The 15,380-nt window shown below is 64.2% G+C and carries 12 protein-coding genes; 5 read left to right on the top strand and 7 right to left on the bottom strand.

What is annotated here, in order from left to right; genetic code table 11:
* Positions 1-109 precede the first annotated feature (109 nt).
* The 5 genes from lptA (at position 110) to AC1Q5W_RS08155 (ending at position 4,961) form a co-directional block, all read left to right on the top strand.
* Entirely contained in the window at positions 110-730 is a 621-nt protein-coding gene (gene lptA, locus AC1Q5W_RS08175) for a lipopolysaccharide transport periplasmic protein LptA (RefSeq protein ID WP_492644868.1), read from the top strand.
* Positions 727-1,503 carry an LPS export ABC transporter ATP-binding protein gene (gene lptB / locus AC1Q5W_RS08170; protein ID WP_492644869.1) on the top strand — a complete coding sequence of 259 codons (777 nt, stop codon included), beginning with the start codon at positions 727-729 and terminating at the stop codon, positions 1,501-1,503. The genes lptA and lptB overlap by 4 nt, the downstream gene beginning before the upstream one ends.
* Before the next feature lie 100 nt (positions 1,504-1,603).
* Positions 1,604-3,214: an RNA polymerase factor sigma-54 gene (gene rpoN / locus AC1Q5W_RS08165; protein ID WP_492644870.1), complete on the top strand. Its 1,611-nt coding sequence runs from the start codon at positions 1,604-1,606 to the stop codon at positions 3,212-3,214.
* On the top strand, positions 3,211-4,539 hold the full coding sequence (locus AC1Q5W_RS08160; protein WP_492644871.1) for a THUMP domain-containing class I SAM-dependent RNA methyltransferase: 1,329 nt from the start codon (positions 3,211-3,213) through the stop codon (positions 4,537-4,539). Before rpoN ends, AC1Q5W_RS08160 begins: the two co-directional genes overlap by 4 nt.
* Entirely contained in the window at positions 4,539-4,961 is a 423-nt protein-coding gene (locus AC1Q5W_RS08155) for a putative toxin-antitoxin system toxin component, PIN family (protein ID WP_492644872.1), read from the top strand. Before AC1Q5W_RS08160 ends, AC1Q5W_RS08155 begins: the two co-directional genes overlap by 1 nt.
* Before the next feature lie 34 nt (positions 4,962-4,995).
* Here AC1Q5W_RS08155 and AC1Q5W_RS08150 read toward each other — a convergent pair whose 3' ends face one another.
* From AC1Q5W_RS08150 to AC1Q5W_RS08120, 7 genes are all read right to left on the bottom strand, one after another.
* Positions 4,996-6,993: a methyl-accepting chemotaxis protein gene (locus AC1Q5W_RS08150; RefSeq protein ID WP_492704132.1), complete on the bottom strand. Its 1,998-nt coding sequence runs from the start codon at positions 6,991-6,993 to the stop codon at positions 4,996-4,998.
* Positions 6,994-7,056: 63 nt separating this feature from the next.
* Positions 7,057-7,743: a carbonic anhydrase gene (locus AC1Q5W_RS08145; protein ID WP_492644020.1), complete on the bottom strand. Its 687-nt coding sequence runs from the start codon at positions 7,741-7,743 to the stop codon at positions 7,057-7,059.
* A gap of 2 nt (positions 7,744-7,745) precedes the next feature.
* Positions 7,746-8,588 (bottom strand): peptidylprolyl isomerase, encoded by an 843-nt coding sequence (locus AC1Q5W_RS08140; RefSeq protein ID WP_492644021.1) that lies wholly within the window; start codon positions 8,586-8,588, stop codon positions 7,746-7,748.
* A 22-nt stretch (positions 8,589-8,610) separates the two neighbouring features.
* Positions 8,611-9,339, bottom strand: coding sequence for a respiratory nitrate reductase subunit gamma (gene narI, locus AC1Q5W_RS08135; RefSeq protein ID WP_492644022.1), 729 nt, complete (start codon positions 9,337-9,339; stop codon positions 8,611-8,613).
* Entirely contained in the window at positions 9,336-9,977 is a 642-nt protein-coding gene (gene narJ, locus AC1Q5W_RS08130; RefSeq protein WP_492646127.1) for a nitrate reductase molybdenum cofactor assembly chaperone, read from the bottom strand. The genes narI and narJ overlap by 4 nt, the downstream gene beginning before the upstream one ends.
* A gap of 52 nt (positions 9,978-10,029) precedes the next feature.
* Positions 10,030-11,562, bottom strand: a complete 1,533-nt coding sequence (narH, locus tag AC1Q5W_RS08125; protein ID WP_492644023.1) for a nitrate reductase subunit beta — start codon at positions 11,560-11,562, stop codon at positions 10,030-10,032.
* Positions 11,563-11,577: 15 nt separating this feature from the next.
* Positions 11,578-15,360 carry a nitrate reductase subunit alpha gene (locus AC1Q5W_RS08120; RefSeq protein WP_492644024.1) on the bottom strand — a complete coding sequence of 1,261 codons (3,783 nt, stop codon included), beginning with the start codon at positions 15,358-15,360 and terminating at the stop codon, positions 11,578-11,580.
* Positions 15,361-15,380 lie beyond the last annotated feature (20 nt).

Here is a 15,380-nt window from a genome sequence, read left to right as displayed (position 1 = left end):
TGGTTCCGGGCGGGGTGCAGGATTGCCTGAAAAATGGAAAGCACCAGTGTAGTGCCCTTCGCGCTCAGTACAATGGGCAACGCTCTATTTGAGCAAGTTTCGTGCCTTTATGAAAAAACCACTCTTCCCTCTGCTTCTGCTGCTGGCCTGCGCCGGGTTCCTGGGGGCGGCCCATGCCGAAAAGGCCGACCGCAACAAGCCCATGAACATCGAGGCCGATGCCCTGCGCTACGACGATGTCAGGCAGGTCAGCATTTTCACGGGCAACGTGGTCATGACCAAGGGCACCATCGTGATCCGTGGCGCCCAGGTTGAAGTGCGCCAGGACCCGGACGGCTACCAGTTCGGTCTGGTGACCGGGACGCCGGGCAAGCAGGCCTTTTTCCGCCAGAAGCGCGAGGCGCTGGACGAGTTCATCGAGGGCGAAGGGGACTCCATCGAGTACGACGGCCATGCCGACACCGTGAAATTCATCAAGAAGGCCCAGTTGCGCCGCTACCGCGGAGCCACCCTGGCCGATGAGGTCAGCGGGGGCCTCATCGTGTACGAGAACCTGACCGACATGTTCAGTGTGGACGGCAACGCCGGCAAGGGCCTGGGCGTCGCGCCCGGCGGGCGTGTGCGGGCCATGCTGATGCCCAAGCCCGAAGGGGCGGCAACGGCGCCCGCGCCAGCCCCGGTGGTGCCCGCCCTGCGCGCGACCACCACGCTGGGAGGGCCGCCGAAGTGAGCGACGCTGTGGACCACGGCCCCGACACATCGGTCGGCCGGCTGGAAGCCCGCCACCTGCAGAAATCCTACGGCAAGCGCCAGGTGGTCAAGGACGTGTCCCTGACCGTGCGCACCGGCGAGGTGGTGGGGCTGCTGGGGCCCAACGGGGCGGGCAAGACCACCTCGTTCTACATGATCGTGGGCCTGCTGCGCGCCAGCGCGGGCGACATTACGATCGACGGCCAGAGCATCGAGCACATGCCCATCCACCGCCGCGCGCGCCTGGGGCTGGGTTACCTGCCGCAGGAGGCGTCCATTTTCCGCAAGCTCAACGTGGAAGACAACGTGCGCGCCGTGCTGGAGCTGCAGCACGACGAGGCCGGCCAGCCGCTGCAGAGCGCGGAGATCGAGCTGCGCCTGACGGCGCTGCTGCAGGACCTGCGCGTGGAACACCTGCGCGAGTCGCCCTCGTTGGCGCTCTCCGGTGGCGAGCGCCGCCGCGTGGAGATTGCCCGTGCCCTGGCGACCCGTCCGCGGTTCATCCTGCTCGACGAGCCGTTTGCCGGCATCGACCCGATTGCCGTGATCGAGATCCAGCGCATCATCAACTTCCTCAAGAGCCGCGGCATTGGCGTGCTCATCACCGACCACAACGTGCGCGAAACGCTGGGCATCTGCGACCACGCCTACATCATCAGTGACGGCACCGTGCTGGCGCAGGGGACTCCGTCCGAGATCGTGGACAACGCCGATGTACGCCGCGTGTACCTCGGTGAACATTTCCGGATGTAGCCATGGTGCCCCCACGCTTGTTACTTCGTGTACTGCGCTGCCCCCCGCGGGGGCCAAGTCCGCTTGGGGCGGCCCGGCGCGGACTTGCCGTGCCCTGGCCATGAAACAGGGGCTGTCCCTTCGCGTCTCCCAACACCTGGCGCTCACGCCGCAGCTGCAGCAGTCCATCCGCCTGCTGCAGCTCTCCACCCTGGAGTTGAGCCAGGAGGTGGAGCAGATGCTGGACGAAAACCCCTTCCTGGAGCGTGCGCAGGAGAGCGCCGAGCGCGAGGACTTCGGCCTGGAGCAGGCCGATACGCCGGTCAGTGCGGGCGACCGCGAGTCGGAGTCTGCTCCTGATTTTGTAGCAAACTACGCAGATTCCACGGTCGCTGTCAGCCAGAATAATGACGAAACCACGCCCCTATCGGCCGATGAGGGGCCGAGCTGGGACGGTGACGGCACTACCGAGATGCAGCCCGATGACGGCGAATGGGGCACCGACGCCAAGGCGCGCGCCAACAACCTGGGCGATGGCGACGAGGCGGACGCCACCGAGCTGGCGCGTTCGCGCGAGTCGCTGCAATCCCACCTGCACCGCCAGGCGCTGAGCCTGCGCCTGAGCGAGGCCGACGCGGGCGCCCTGCGTTTCCTGATCGAGTCCCTGAACGACGACGGCTACCTGGAGGAGTCGCTGCAGGATCTGGCGCACGGCCTGGCCGGCGACGACGTCGAGCAGGCCGACGACCTGGTGCACCACTTCACCGTGGCGCTGGGTCTGCTGCACAGCCTGGAGCCGGCCGGCGTGGGCGCCCGGGACCTGGGCGAGTGCCTGCGCCTGCAGCTGCGCGCCCGGCTGGATGCGACGCAAGCCAGTGGGCAGCCGCAGGAGCGCCAGGCGGTGCTGGCCCTGGCCCTGCGCATCTGCGCCCAGCCCATGGAACTGCTGGCCCGGCGCGACGTCAAGACCCTGGTGCAACGCTGCGGCGGCACCGACGCCCAGACGCGTGAGGCCATTGCCCTGATTGCCCGGCTGGAACCCAAGCCGGGGCGGCGCTTTGTGGACGTGGAACGCAACATCGTGGTGCCCGACGTGCTGGTGGTGCCGGTTGGCAAGACCGGCGCGGGCCTGACGCCCCAATTCCGCGTCCTGCTCAACCCCGACGTCATGCCCAAGCTGCGGGTGCACGACATCTATGCCAGCGTGCTGCGCAACCACCGTGGCGGCAGCGACGCGGCCAGTTATGCCGGCCTGCAGCAACGCCTGCAGGAGGCCCGCTGGTTCATCAAGAACATCCAGCAGCGCTTTGACACCATCCTGCGCGTGAGCACCGCCATCGTCGAACGGCAGAAGAGCTTCTTCACCCACGGCGAGCTGGCCATGCGCCCGCTGGTGTTGCGCGAGATTGCCGATGAGCTGGGCCTGCACGAGTCCACCATCAGCCGCGTCACCACGGCCAAGTACATGGCCACGCCGTTTGGCACCTTCGAGCTCAAGTACTTCTTCGGCTCCGGGCTGGGCACCGAATCCGGCGGCAACGCCTCCAGCACGGCGGTGCGCGCCCTCATCAAGCAGTTCATCAGCGCCGAGAGCCCCAAGAAACCGCTGTCGGACAACCAGATCTCCGACATGCTCAAGGAGCAGGGCATTGAATGCGCCCGGCGCACGGTGGCCAAATACCGCGAGGGGCTCAAGATCGCGCCCGCATCGCTCAGAAAGGCTCTTCAATGAACCAACTCCAGATTTTTCTCCCCTGCGCCGCCGGCGTGGAAGACCTGCTGGCCCACGAGGTGCACCACCTCACCGGCCTGATGGGCCAGGACCTGCTGACCCGCCGCGGCGGCGTCATGGCGCGGGCCTCGTGGCGCGACGCCATGCGCCTGAACCTGCACAGCCGCCTGGCGCAGCGCGTGCTGGTGCAGCTGAGCTACACCGAGTACCGCAACGAGCAGGACCTGTACCGCGCCGCCGCCGACGTGGCGTGGGAGATCTGGTTCACGCCCAAGCAGAGCATCAAGGTAGAAGTCACCGCCCAGCACAGTCCGCTGACCAGCCTGAACTTTGCCGCGCTCAAGATCAAGGACGCGGTGTGTGACCGTTTCCGCGACAAGGCCCACGGTGTGCGCCCCGATGTGAACACCCAGTGGCCCGACGTGCGCATCTACGCCCACCTGACCACCGACACCTGCTCGCTGTACATCGACACCTCGGGCGAGCCGCTGTTCAAGCGTGGCTGGCGCGAGGACAAGGGCGACGCCCCGCTGAAGGAAACCCTGGCTGCCGCCATGATCGCCGCCAGCGGCTGGGCCGATGGCGACGACGACCTGTTGCCCCTGTACGACCCCTGCTGCGGCAGCGGCACCATTGCCATCGAGGCCGCGCAGGTGGCCTGCAACATCGCGCCCGGCAGCCTGCGCCACTTTGCCTTCGAGAAGTATCTGCCGTTCCAGGCACATGTCTGGTCTGCTATCAAAAAAGAAGCTGCTGACGCAGTGGTGAAGCCGGCAGCAGGCCAAAAAGCCCTGATTTACGGCAGTGACGTGTCGCACCGCATGGTGGACTTCGCCCAGCGCAACGCCGAGCGCGCCGGCGTGGCCGACGTGGTGGAGTTCCGCGGCGGCGACGCCCTGCAGCGCATGCCGCCCACGGATGTGCCCGGCGTGCTGCTGCTCAACCCGCCCTATGGCGAGCGCATTGCCGTGGGCGGCATCAGCGGTGCCGCAGCGACACGCTCCGGCGCGGCGCGGCGCAGCCCACAGGGTAGTGACGCGCCGCCGGATTTCGAGGCCCAGTTTGGCGCCCGCGAGCAGGCGGTGACCGAAGACGGGGGCGAGTTTTTCAGCCAGCTGGCGACGCACTGGAAAAAGAACTTTTCCGGCTGGACGGGCTGGATTCTCACGCCGGACCTGAAACTGCCCGGAAAAATGCGCCTCAAGGAGTCGCGCCGCGTGCCCATGTGGAACGGGCCCATTGAGTGCCGGCTGTTCCGTTTCGACATGGTCAAGGGTGCGGCGCGCGAGCGCAAACCAGGGGGCGCTGGCTCCGCAGGAACGTGATGCCTGTGCCGGCAGAAGCCCGCCAGGTGGTGTTGGACACCAATATCGTCCTGGATGTCTTCGTCTTTCAGGACCCCGCCGCGCAGCCCCTGTTGCAGGGCCTGCAGCAGGGCCACCTGCGCTGGCTGGCCACCGCGCCCATGCGTGACGAGCTGGCGCGCGTGCTGGCCTATCCGCAAATTGCCAAACGCCTGGACTACCACCGGTTGCCCCCGGCCCAGGTGCTGGAACGCATGGATGCGTTGGCCCACTGGGTGGCGGTGGCGCCCAAGGCCGGCGTTACCTGCAAGGACCCGGATGACCAGAAATTCATCGATCTGGCGGTGGCCCACCAGGCGCTGGTCCTGAGCAAGGACCACGCGGTTCTGTGCATGGCCAGGCGCCTGCTCGCCCTCGGGGCGGCTGCGCGGGCCGCTCTCTAAAGAAGCCGCACCCTAGTGGCGGTGTACCCTCGTCTCAGGGCGTGCCCAGGCGCAGCGCGGGTTGCGTCCGGTAGGCTGCATCGGTGATGCGCGGGGCGGCGTCGTTGCCGCCGAGCTTGAACACTGCCACCGTCTGCACCAGTTCCTGGGCCTGGCTCTTGAGGCTGGAAGCCGCTGCCGCCATCTCCTCCACCAGCGCCGCATTCTGCTGCGTGGCCTGGTCCATCTGCGTCACCGCCTCGCCCACCTGCGTCACACCCAGGGCCTGCTCGTTGCTGGCCGCGCTGATCTCGCCCATGATGTCGGTGACCCGCTTGATGCTGCTGACCACCTCGGTCATGGTGATGCCGGCCTGGTCGACCAACGCCGTGCCGTGCTCCACCCGCTCCACGCTGGCGCCAATGAGGTTCTTGATCTCCTTGGCGGCCTCGGCGCTGCGTCCGGCCAGGCTGCGCACTTCCGATGCCACCACGGCAAAGCCGCGGCCCTGCTCGCCGGCGCGGGCCGCTTCCACGGCCGCGTTCAGGGCCAGGATGTTGGTCTGAAAGGCAATGCCGTCGATCACGCTGATGATGTCGGAGATCTTGCGGCTGGACTCGTTGATGCCCTTCATGGTGTCGACCACCTGGCCGACGACCTCGCCGCCTTTGACGGCGACGGTGGAGGCGTTCATGGCCAGCTGGTTGGCCTGGCGGGCGCTGTCGGCGTTTTGCTTGACGGTGGAGCCCAGCTCCTCCATGGAGGCGGCAGTCTGCTCCAGCGCGCTGGCCTGCTGCTCGGTGCGGGCGGCCAGGTCGTTGTTGCCGGAGGCAATCTGGGCACTGGCGGTGGCCACGCTTTCGGATCCCTCATGCACACTAGAAACGACCTTGACCAGGCTGTCCTGCATGACCGTCAGCGCCTGCAGCAACTGCCCCATTTCATCATGGCCCGTCACCGCAATATGCAGGCTGAGGTCGCCGGCCGTCACGGCCTGGGTCAAACGGAGCGCACGCGCCACCGAGGCGGTCGTGGTACGCGTGATGGCGACCATGATCCAGAGTCCGAACGCCGCCAGGGCGGCAATGGCCACACAGCCCATCGCCAGCGTCCACTGCGTCGCCTCAACGGTCTGGTCCAACTGCCCGCGCAGGGCGCCAAACGCGGCATTGATCAGTTCGAACTGGGCATCGATGATCGCCGTCATGGCGGAGAAATACTCTGCCGACGGGAAGTTCAGGGTTTCGGCACGCAGAATCTTCTCGTCCACCAGCTGCAGGCTGCCTTCGGCGGCCCCGAACGCCTTGTCCAGCGTAGCCGCGAGCGTCAACTTGAGCGAGGGGTTGGCCGCGACGGCCAAGTCAAGCGACTTGCGGGCGCTGCGCAGACTGACACGAATCGGCTCGGACAGTCCTTCAATGCGTACCTTGTCTTCCGGCAAGGCGTTTCCGCGTGCCAGCAGGGTGGCGCCACGGGCGCGCATCTGGCCCAGGCCTTCCGTCAGGCGGGGAAGATGCTGCAACACGGCGGCCTGCAGGTGGTAGCCGCCGGGGTTGGCGTCCTGGTTGATGCCCGACGCAATGGCAATGTCTTCCACCAGCGTCAATTCATCGGCAATCAGGGCCGTATGGCGGGCAAAGCTCTCCGGCCCGGCAATGGACTTGCTGCCCACGGCGGCGGCCAGCGCTTTCCAGTCATTGCTGATCTTGGCCGCCAGTGCCTTCAGCTTGGCGTCGTCCAACGCAGCGACGGAGCCCTCGGCGCGCGCCAGAGCGCGCTCCACCTCTGCCGATTTGGTCTGGCGGGCTGCGGCCTGGCCATCGCCGCCGCTCAACACCACGGCAGACAGACCGCGGTGCTGCTGCGTCAACTGGGCCAGCTTCATCGCGTCGCCCGCAGGTGCCAACCCGCTGACCTCCCGCCGGGCATCGCCAATGTTCGCCAGTTGCCCCTTGATGAACATGACGGTTGGCACTGCCAGCATCAACGCCGCCAATACGGTGATGAGCGAAAACTTATGGGCGAATTTCAGGTTTTGGATAAACGACTGCATGGGGTGTTTTCGCGGTTACGGGGGGGAGTGCAAAGAGTCACGGAAAGCCCCGGTCAGGGGCGGTCAGTCGACCAGGATCTGTCCATCGTGTTCCACATAGGGCTGGTACGGGCCGGTGCCGCTTGTGGAGGCAATGGACGCCGGAACGAATCCCCCATGGAGCGCGTCAAAAACATGGATCTCCCCTTCTTCAATCACGTAATGCCAACCGTGCAGGGTCAGCGCTCCGGCTTCGACTTCCCGTCGAACCATGGGGTAATCCATCAGACGCTCCAACTGCAACACCACCGCCCGCTGCTCGGTGCGACACAACGCCTCCGGGCTGGGTTGCACAGGCAGCAGCGCTTCGCTGGCCAGCTTGAGCCACTGCTTGAGCGCCACGGCCTCTTCCGGTGCACCTTCATACGCCGTGCGGATGGCTCCACAATGGCTATGCCCGCACACGATGATGCGTTCAACGTGCAGACTCAACACGGCAAACTCGATGGCCGCCATGGTCCCATGCAAGCCATGCGAACCATCATAGGGCGGTACAAATGCCCCTACGTTGCGTACGATGAACAATTCACCCGGCCCCGCGCCCGTCAGCAGATACGGAACCAGCCGCGAGTCCGAGCAACCAATGAACAGTGTCTTGGGGTGTTGCCCGTCGGTGACCAGATCCTGAAACCGCTGCTGGTGCAGCGGAAAGTAGTCCGAGCGGAATCGCCGCAAACGCAGCAGCAGGTCGTCAGGCGGTGCGGCGGCCATGCTCACTGCACCAGAGGCGAATCGCTCCACTCCAGATCGATGCCCTCGACCGTGGCCTCTCCCACCAGGAGACTCATGTACTGGTGCAGCGCCTTGGCACGCGACTGCATGGCCAGCTGGGCTGCCACACGCTGGCGCACATCGTCATAGGACAACTGCTTGCCGGCACGGCGCTCCAGCACCTCAATGATGTGAAAGCCAAACCGGGTATGCACCAGTTTGGTATGCACGCCCAGGGCCCACGGAGTCTGCTTCTGGTGAAACAGCTCATTGGCCAGCTCGGGGGCGCATTCATCCGGCCCGATCCAGCCCAGGTCGCCACCCTGGGTGCTGGTAGGGCAGTTGGACAGCTCTGCCGCACGCTTCTCGAAGAGACCGGCGGGAGCGTCCTTGTGCAACAACTCCAGCAACGCTTTTTCTGCGTGGGTCGCCAGTGCCTGCACGTTCACACCCGGCGTCACCGCAAACAAGATGTGGCGTACATGCAGCGCCTGCCCCACGACAAACTTTGCCAGGTTGGCGTCGTAATAGCGCCGGCACTCTTCCTCGGTGGGCTGTGGCGTGACCACCGCTTGCTCCACCATGGTTTCTATGACCTGGCGCTCAGCGTCCGTTAGCTCCGGGGCAACCAGTCCCGTGTGCCGCGGCAGCAGATTGGCCTGGACGGCGTGCTGACGCAGCAACTCGCCGTAGGCAATTTCCTTGAGTGTCAGGCCGTCCGGATTGGCCCCAGGGGCATGCAAGGCAATGCCGTTGATGCTGGCGGCGGGCGTTGCCTCAGCACCGCCAGAGCACTGGCAGGCACCACCGCCGCAGCCGGTAGAGGGGGTCATGGTTGCATTCATGGGAGCTCCTGGCTATGCCGGTTCAGTTGTTACGTTGCTGGCTCAGCGGCGTGGTGGGCGTCATGCCCAAACGGCGGCTGCGCACCACCTGGTACGGGCGTACCAGATAGGCCGCGGCACCGAACCCGCTCCACACATGCACCAGACGGGTGAAGGGGAAGATCAAGAAAATGGACATGCCCAGGAACATGTGCACCTTGAAGACCCAACCCACGCCCGCCAGCATCTCTGCCGCGCCGCCCTGGAAGGTCATGATGTGCTGCGCCCAGCCGGCGAGAACCATCATCATGCTGCCGTCCAAGTGCTGCGCCGACAGGGGAATGGTGCCCAGGCCCAGCGCCAGTTGCAGCCACAGCAGCAGCAGCAACACGATGTCGCTGGTCTTGGAGTTGATGCGGATGCGTTCATCGCTCAAGCGGCGGTGCAGCAGCAGCGTGACGCCGACGAATCCGAAAAATCCGAACAGGCCGCCGGAAATCATGGCCATCAGCTGCTTGTTGCCGGCACTGATGAACGACTCGTACAAGAAGTGCGGTGTCAGCATGCCGAAGCTGTGACCGAAGAACAGGAACAGCACGCCCACGTGGAACAGGTTGCTGCCCCAGCGCAACTGCCCAGCACGCAGCATTTGCGAGGAGTCGCTCTTCCACGTGTACTGGTCACGGTCAAAACGGATGAGACTGCCCAGCAGGAAGATGCTCAGGCAGATGTACGGATAGATACCGAATAGAAAGTTGTCAAGGTAGTTCATGCGTTCACTCCTTGGGAAGTGCTTGGTTTACGTACAAAGTGGATGGGTTGGGGGTCGCCGGGCTTGGCCTGACCTTTGGTGCTGCAGCCGTCAAAAGCCATGGGTTCAACCCAGCTCTCGTCCATGGGCTCATCGGCCTCGATAGGTACGGCCTGCACCTTCTGGCCCGCGAGTTCCAGCACAGCCGCCAGCACGGCAGCGTAGGGGCTGCCGCGCTTGAGCAGCGCGCTGAAAATGGCCGTGAGGATGTGCTCCATCTCGCCCAGGAAATCGGCCGCCAGCTTGGGCGGCTGGGTAGAGGCGAACTCCAGCACGACGCACAGGTGGTCGGGCAACTCATCAGGTCCCAGCAACAGGCCGGCCTTCTCGTAAGTCTGCGCCAGGTCCACCATGGCAGGCCCACGGTCGCGCGAGTCTCCGTGCACATGCTCGAACAGGTGCAGGGAGGTTGCGCGACCCCGGTCAAAGGTTTCCACGTAACGGGATTCCACTTCCATGGGGTCCAGGCGGGTCAGTTCGGCGGCCAGGGCCTTGAGCTCCTGACGCCGTTCTGCGGGCACCACTGCTTCGGCCTCAATGGCCTCGATCAGTTTGGGCAAGTTGGCGCGCAACTCTGCGCTGGGGTACCCCAGCAACATCGCCAGCGCGCGCAGGGAGTAACGGTTGTCTTTCACAATGTTCTCCTGATGGTCAGACCATCGACTTGATGGGAATGGTGCGCGCCTTGGTGCCACCAAACAAACTGGTTTCGGAAGCACCATCCGAGCACCCGTTGCCAAACGAGAAACCGCAGCCGCCGCGCAGGTCGAACGCGTTCTCGGCGTACTCACGGTGCGTGGTGGGGATGACGAAACGGTCTTCGTAATTGGCGATGGCCATGATCTTGTACATGTCCTCCACCTCGGCTACCGTCAGTCCGGTCTGCTCCAGCACGGCCAGGTTCTGCACCTGGTCCACGTGCTTGCTGCGCTGGTAGGCGCGCATGGCCAGCATGCGCTCCAGGGCGCGGACCACGGGTCCGGTGTCGCCGCCAGTCAGCAGATTGGCCAGGTACTGCACGGGGATGCGCATCTGGGCAATGTCCGGAATCTCGCCGTTGGCGCCGATGTGACCGGCATTGGCCGCCGAGTTGATGGGCGACAGGGGCGGCACATACCAGACCATGGGCAGGGTGCGGTACTCGGGGTGCAGGGGCAGTGCGACCTTCCAGTCCACGGCCATCTTGTACACCGGGCTGTTGCGCGCGCCGGCCAGCCAGGCTTCCGGGACACCGTCCTTGCGCGCCTGTTCGATCACGGCAGGATCGCTGGGGTTCAGGAAGATATCGAGCTGGGCCTGGTACAGGTCCTTCTCGTTTTCCACGCTGGCCGCTTCCTGGATGCGGTCGGCGTCGTACAGCACCACACCCAGGTAACGGATGCGGCCCACACAGGTTTCCGAGCACACGGTTGGCTGGCCGGCTTCGATACGGGGGTAGCAGAAGATGCACTTCTCGGCCTTGCCGGACTTCCAGTTGTAGTAGATCTTCTTGTAGGGGCAGCCGGACACGCACATGCGCCAGCCGCGGCACTTGTCCTGGTCGATCAGCACAATGCCGTCATCTTCGCGCTTGTAGATCGAGCCCGAGGGGCACGATGCCACACACGCCGGATTCAGGCAGTGCTCGCACAGGCGTGGCAGGTACATCATGAAGGTGTTTTCGAACTGGCCGACCATGTCCTTCTGGACCTGGTCGAAGTTGGCCAGGTTGGCGTCCTTGCTGCGCTTGGAGAACTCGCCGCCCAGGATTTCTTCCCAGTTCGGGCCCCACTCGATCTTCTCCATGCGCTTGCCGGTGATCAGGCTGCGCGGACGTGCGGTCGGGGGCGCCTTGACTTCAGGCGCCGACTGCAGATGGTCGTAGTCGAAGGTGAAGGGCTCGTAGTAGTCGTCGATCTGCGGCAGGTTGGGGTTGGAGAAGATGCGCATCAGCAACTTCCACTTGCCACCCTGACGCGGCTCGATGGAACCGTCGGCCTTGCGAACCCAGCCGCCATTCCACTTGTCCTGGTTTTCCCACTCCTTGGGATAGCCAATGCCGGGCTTGGTTTCCACGTTGTTGAACCAGGCGTATTCCATGCCCGGACGGCTGGTCCAGACGTTTTTGCAGGTGACTGAACAGGTGTGGCATCCGATGCACTTGTCCAGGTTCAGCACCATGGCGATTTGCGCGCGTACTTTCATGTTGTGTGCTCCTTCTTAAGCCTGGATGGTTGCTGCGGCTTCGTCATCGAGCCAGTCAATCTTGCGCATCTTGCGCACCACCACAAACTCGTCGCGATTGGTACCAATGGTTCCGTAGTAGTTGAAGCCGTAGCTGAACTGCGCGTAGCCACCGATCATGTGCGTGGGCTTGAGCACCACGCGGGTCACGGAGTTGTGAATGCCACCACGGGTGTTGGTGATTTCCGCTCCGGGCGTGTTCACGATCTTTTCCTGCGCGTGGTACATCAGGACCATGCCGGGGTTCACGCGCTGGCTCACCACCGCGCGGGCCGCGATGGCGCCGTTGGTGTTGAACAGCTCGATCCAGTCGTTGTCCTCAATACCCGCTTCCTTGGCATCGTCTTCGCTCATCCATACACAAGGACCGCCACGGCTCAGGGTCAGCATCAGCAGGTTGTCCGTGTAGGTGGAGTGGATACCCCACTTCTGGTGCGGCGTGATGAAGTTCAAGGAAATTTCCTTGTTGCCATTGGGCTTGCGGTCCTTGATGCCGGCAACGGCCTTCAGGTCCACAGGCGGACGGTAGGTGGACAGCCCCTCACCAAAGGCCACCATCCAGGGGTGATCCAGGTAGAAGTGCTGGCGACCGGTCAGGGTGCGCCATGGGATCAGTTCATGCACGTTGGTGTAGCCGGCGTTGTACGACACGGTCTCGGACTCGATGCCGCTCCAGGTCGGGCTGGAAATGATCTTGCGCGGCTGTGCCTGCACGTCACGGAAGCGGATCTTCTCGTCTTCGCGGTGGATGGCCAGGTGGGTGTGGTCGCGTCCGGTGATCTTGGACAGGGCCTCCCAGGCCTTGACGGCCACGTGACCATTGGTCTCGGGAGCCAGTTGCAGGATGACTTCGGCTGCGTCGATGTCCGTCTCGATCTTGGCCATGCCCTTGGACACGCCGTCCGTCAGCACTTTGCCGTTAAGGCTCTGCAGCTGCTTGACCTCGACGTCTGTATTCCAGCCGATGCCCTTGCCACCGTTGCCGGCTTTTTCCATCAACGGTCCGAGGGACGTGAAGCGGGCGTAGGTGTTGGGGTAGTCGCGCTCGATGACGGCCACACTCGGAGCAGTCTTGCCGGGGATCAGTTCGCACTCGCCCTTCTTCCAGTCCTTCACGTCGAAGGGCTGTGCCAGCTCGGAGGCCGTATCGTGCATCAACGGCGTGAGCACCACTTCCTTCTCGACGCCCAGGTGACCCACGCACACTTCGCTGTAGGCCTTGGCGAAACCCTTGTAGATTTCCCAGTCCGAGCGCGCTTGCCACGCGGGGTCCACTGCCGTGGACAGCGGGTGGATGAAGGGGTGCATGTCGCTGGTGTTGAGGTCGTTCTTCTCATACCAGGTGGCCGTGGGCAGCACGATGTCCGAGTACAGGCAAGTGGTGCTCATGCGGAAGTCCAGCGTGACCAGCAGGTCCAGCTTGCCTTCGGGCGCCTTGTCATGCCACTGCACTTCGGTGGGTTTGGCTTCATCCTTGCCCAGGTCCTTGCCCTGCACGCCGTTGGTGGTGCCCAGCAGGTGCTTGAGGAAGTACTCGTGGCCCTTGCCGGAAGAGCCCAGAATGTTGGAACGCCACACGAACATGTTGCGCGGCCAGTTCTTGGGGTTATCCGGGTCTTCGCAGCTCATCTTCAAGGAACCGTCCTTGAGCGACTTGACGACATAGTCCTTGGTGTCCATGCCAGCGGCCTGCGCATCCTTGACCACCTGGAACGAATTGGTTTCCAGTTGCGGTGCGCTGGGCAGCCAGCCCATGCGCTCGGAACGCACGTTGTAGTCGATCATGCTGCCGCCGAACTTCGTCTTGTCGGCCAGAGGCGACAGGATTTCGTCCACGCCCAGCTTTTCGTAGCGCCACTGGTCGGTGTGCGCATAGAAGAAGCTGGTGGAATTCATCTGGCGGGGTGGGCGCACCCAGTCCAGCGCGAAGGCCAGCGCCGTCCATCCGGTCTGGGGACGGAGCTTTTCCTGGCCCACATAGTGGGCCCAGCCGCCGCCGCTTTGGCCGATACAGCCGCACATCATCAGCATGTTGATGATGCCGCGGTAGTTCATGTCGGAGTGGTACCAGTGGTTCATGGCCGCACCGATGATGACCATGGACTTGCCACGGGTCTTGTCGGCGTTGTCGGCGAACTGGCGCGCCACAGCAATCACCTGGTCGCGCTTGACGCCAGTGATCTTTTCCTGCCATGCGGGGGTATAGGGGGTGTCCTGGTCGTAGCTGGTGGCGCCATTGTCGCCAGCCAGCCCGCGGGCCACACCGTAGTTGGCCACCGTCAGGTCGAAAACCGTGGCGACCAGCACCGAGCGGTCGCCCAGCTGGACGCGGCGCACCGGCACCTTGCGCACCAGCACGTCGTCCACTGCAGCACCTTGCTTGTTGGCCGTGAAGTTGGGGGTGTCGATACCGCCGAAATAGGGGAAACCGACGTCGCCGACTTCGTAGTTCGGCGTTGCGCCCTCCATCAGGCTCAACTTGAGCTTGGTGTCACCGTTGTCGCGCGCTTCCTTGCTCTCCAGGTTCCACTTGCCCATGTCGGCGCGCCCCTCGGCGCCCCAACGGAAACCGATGGAGCCATTGGGCAGAACGATCTTGTCGTTCTCGTCGATGGCAACCGTCTTCCACTCCGGGTTGTTGTCTTGGCCCAGCTTGTCGCTGAAGTCGCTGGCGCGCACGTATTGCCCCGGCACCATGACCTTGCGGCCGTCCGGCAGGGTGCGCTCTTCCAGCTGCACCAGATTGGGCATGTCGGTGTAGCGGCGCACATAGTCGTCGAAGTAGGCGCTGCGCTTGTCAAAGTAGAACTCTTTGAGGATCACGTGGCCCATGGCCATGGCGACGGCAGCATCGGTACCCTGCTTGGGGTGCATCCACAGGTCGGCCAGCTTGGCGACTTCGGAATAGTCAGGGGTTATGGCGACCGTCTTGGCGCCCTTGTAGCGCACCTCGGTGAAGAAGTGGGCGTCTGGCGTACGGGTCTGGGGCACGTTGGAGCCCCAGGCGATGATGTAGTTGGAGTTGTACCAGTCGGCGGACTCGGGCACGTCGGTCTGCTCGCCCCACACCTGCGGGCTGGAGGGTGGCAAGTCGCAATACCAGTCGTAGAAGCTCATGCAGACGCCACCGATGAGCGACAGGTAGCGGCTGCCGGCGGCGTAGGACACCATGGACATGGCGGGAATCGGCGAGAAGCCGATCACGCGGTCCGGGCCATATTTCTTGGCGGTGTACACGTTGGCGCTGGCGATCAGCTGGTTGACTTCTTCCCAGGTGCTGCGCACAAATCCACCCAGACCGCGCTGCTTTTGCCACTCGCTGCGGGCAGCATCGTTCTCGACCACGGCAGCCCAGGCGTCGACCGGGCTCTTGGCAACGGCCAGCGCGGCACGCCAGTGCTGCAGCAGGCGACCACGCACCATGGGGTACTTCACGCGGTTGGCGCTGTACAGGTACCAGGAATAGGAAGCGCCGCGCGCGCAGCCACGGGGTTCGTGGTTGGGCAGGTCGTCGCGGGTACGGGGGTAATCGGTCTGCTGGGTTTCCCAGGTGACGATGCCGCCCTTGACATAGATTTTCCAGGAGCAGGAACCTGTGCAGTTCACGCCGTGGGTGGAACGCACGATCTTGTCGTGGGCCCAGCGGTCGCGGTATGCGTCTTCCCAGGTGCGATCTTCACCCGTGGTAACGCCATGGCCGTCCGAAAAGGTCTCCTTCGGGCTGGAAAAGTGGCTTAGTCGATCTAAAAAATGACTCATGTGGATCTCCGGTAACAACT

The organism is Rhodoferax sp. MLSD5-FHT05B10 (assembly GCF_058793415.1).
This window is presented reverse-complemented; position numbering and strand designations above follow the sequence as displayed.

Bases quoted from the DNA above. Each gene is read 5' to 3' on its own strand.
- narH (WP_492644023.1), bottom strand. From the start codon at position 11,562: ATGAAAGTACGCGCGCAAATCGCCATGGTGCTGAACCTGGACAAGTGC.
- narJ (WP_492646127.1), bottom strand. From the start codon at position 9,977: ATGTTGCTGGGGTACCCCAGCGCAGAGTTGCGCGCCAACTTGCCCAAA.
- AC1Q5W_RS08150 (WP_492704132.1), bottom strand. From the start codon at position 6,993: ATGCAGTCGTTTATCCAAAACCTGAAATTCGCCCATAAGTTTTCGCTC.
- rpoN (WP_492644870.1), top strand. From the start codon at position 1,604: ATGAAACAGGGGCTGTCCCTTCGCGTCTCCCAACACCTGGCGCTCACG.
- AC1Q5W_RS08120 (WP_492644024.1), bottom strand. From the start codon at position 15,360: ATGAGTCATTTTTTAGATCGACTAAGCCACTTTTCCAGCCCGAAGGAG.
- AC1Q5W_RS08155 (WP_492644872.1), top strand. From the start codon at position 4,539: ATGCCTGTGCCGGCAGAAGCCCGCCAGGTGGTGTTGGACACCAATATC.
- AC1Q5W_RS08140 (WP_492644021.1), bottom strand. From the start codon at position 8,588: ATGAATGCAACCATGACCCCCTCTACCGGCTGCGGCGGTGGTGCCTGC.
- lptA (WP_492644868.1), top strand. From the start codon at position 110: ATGAAAAAACCACTCTTCCCTCTGCTTCTGCTGCTGGCCTGCGCCGGG.
- AC1Q5W_RS08145 (WP_492644020.1), bottom strand. From the start codon at position 7,743: ATGGCCGCCGCACCGCCTGACGACCTGCTGCTGCGTTTGCGGCGATTC.
- narI (WP_492644022.1), bottom strand. From the start codon at position 9,339: ATGAACTACCTTGACAACTTTCTATTCGGTATCTATCCGTACATCTGC.
- AC1Q5W_RS08160 (WP_492644871.1), top strand. From the start codon at position 3,211: ATGAACCAACTCCAGATTTTTCTCCCCTGCGCCGCCGGCGTGGAAGAC.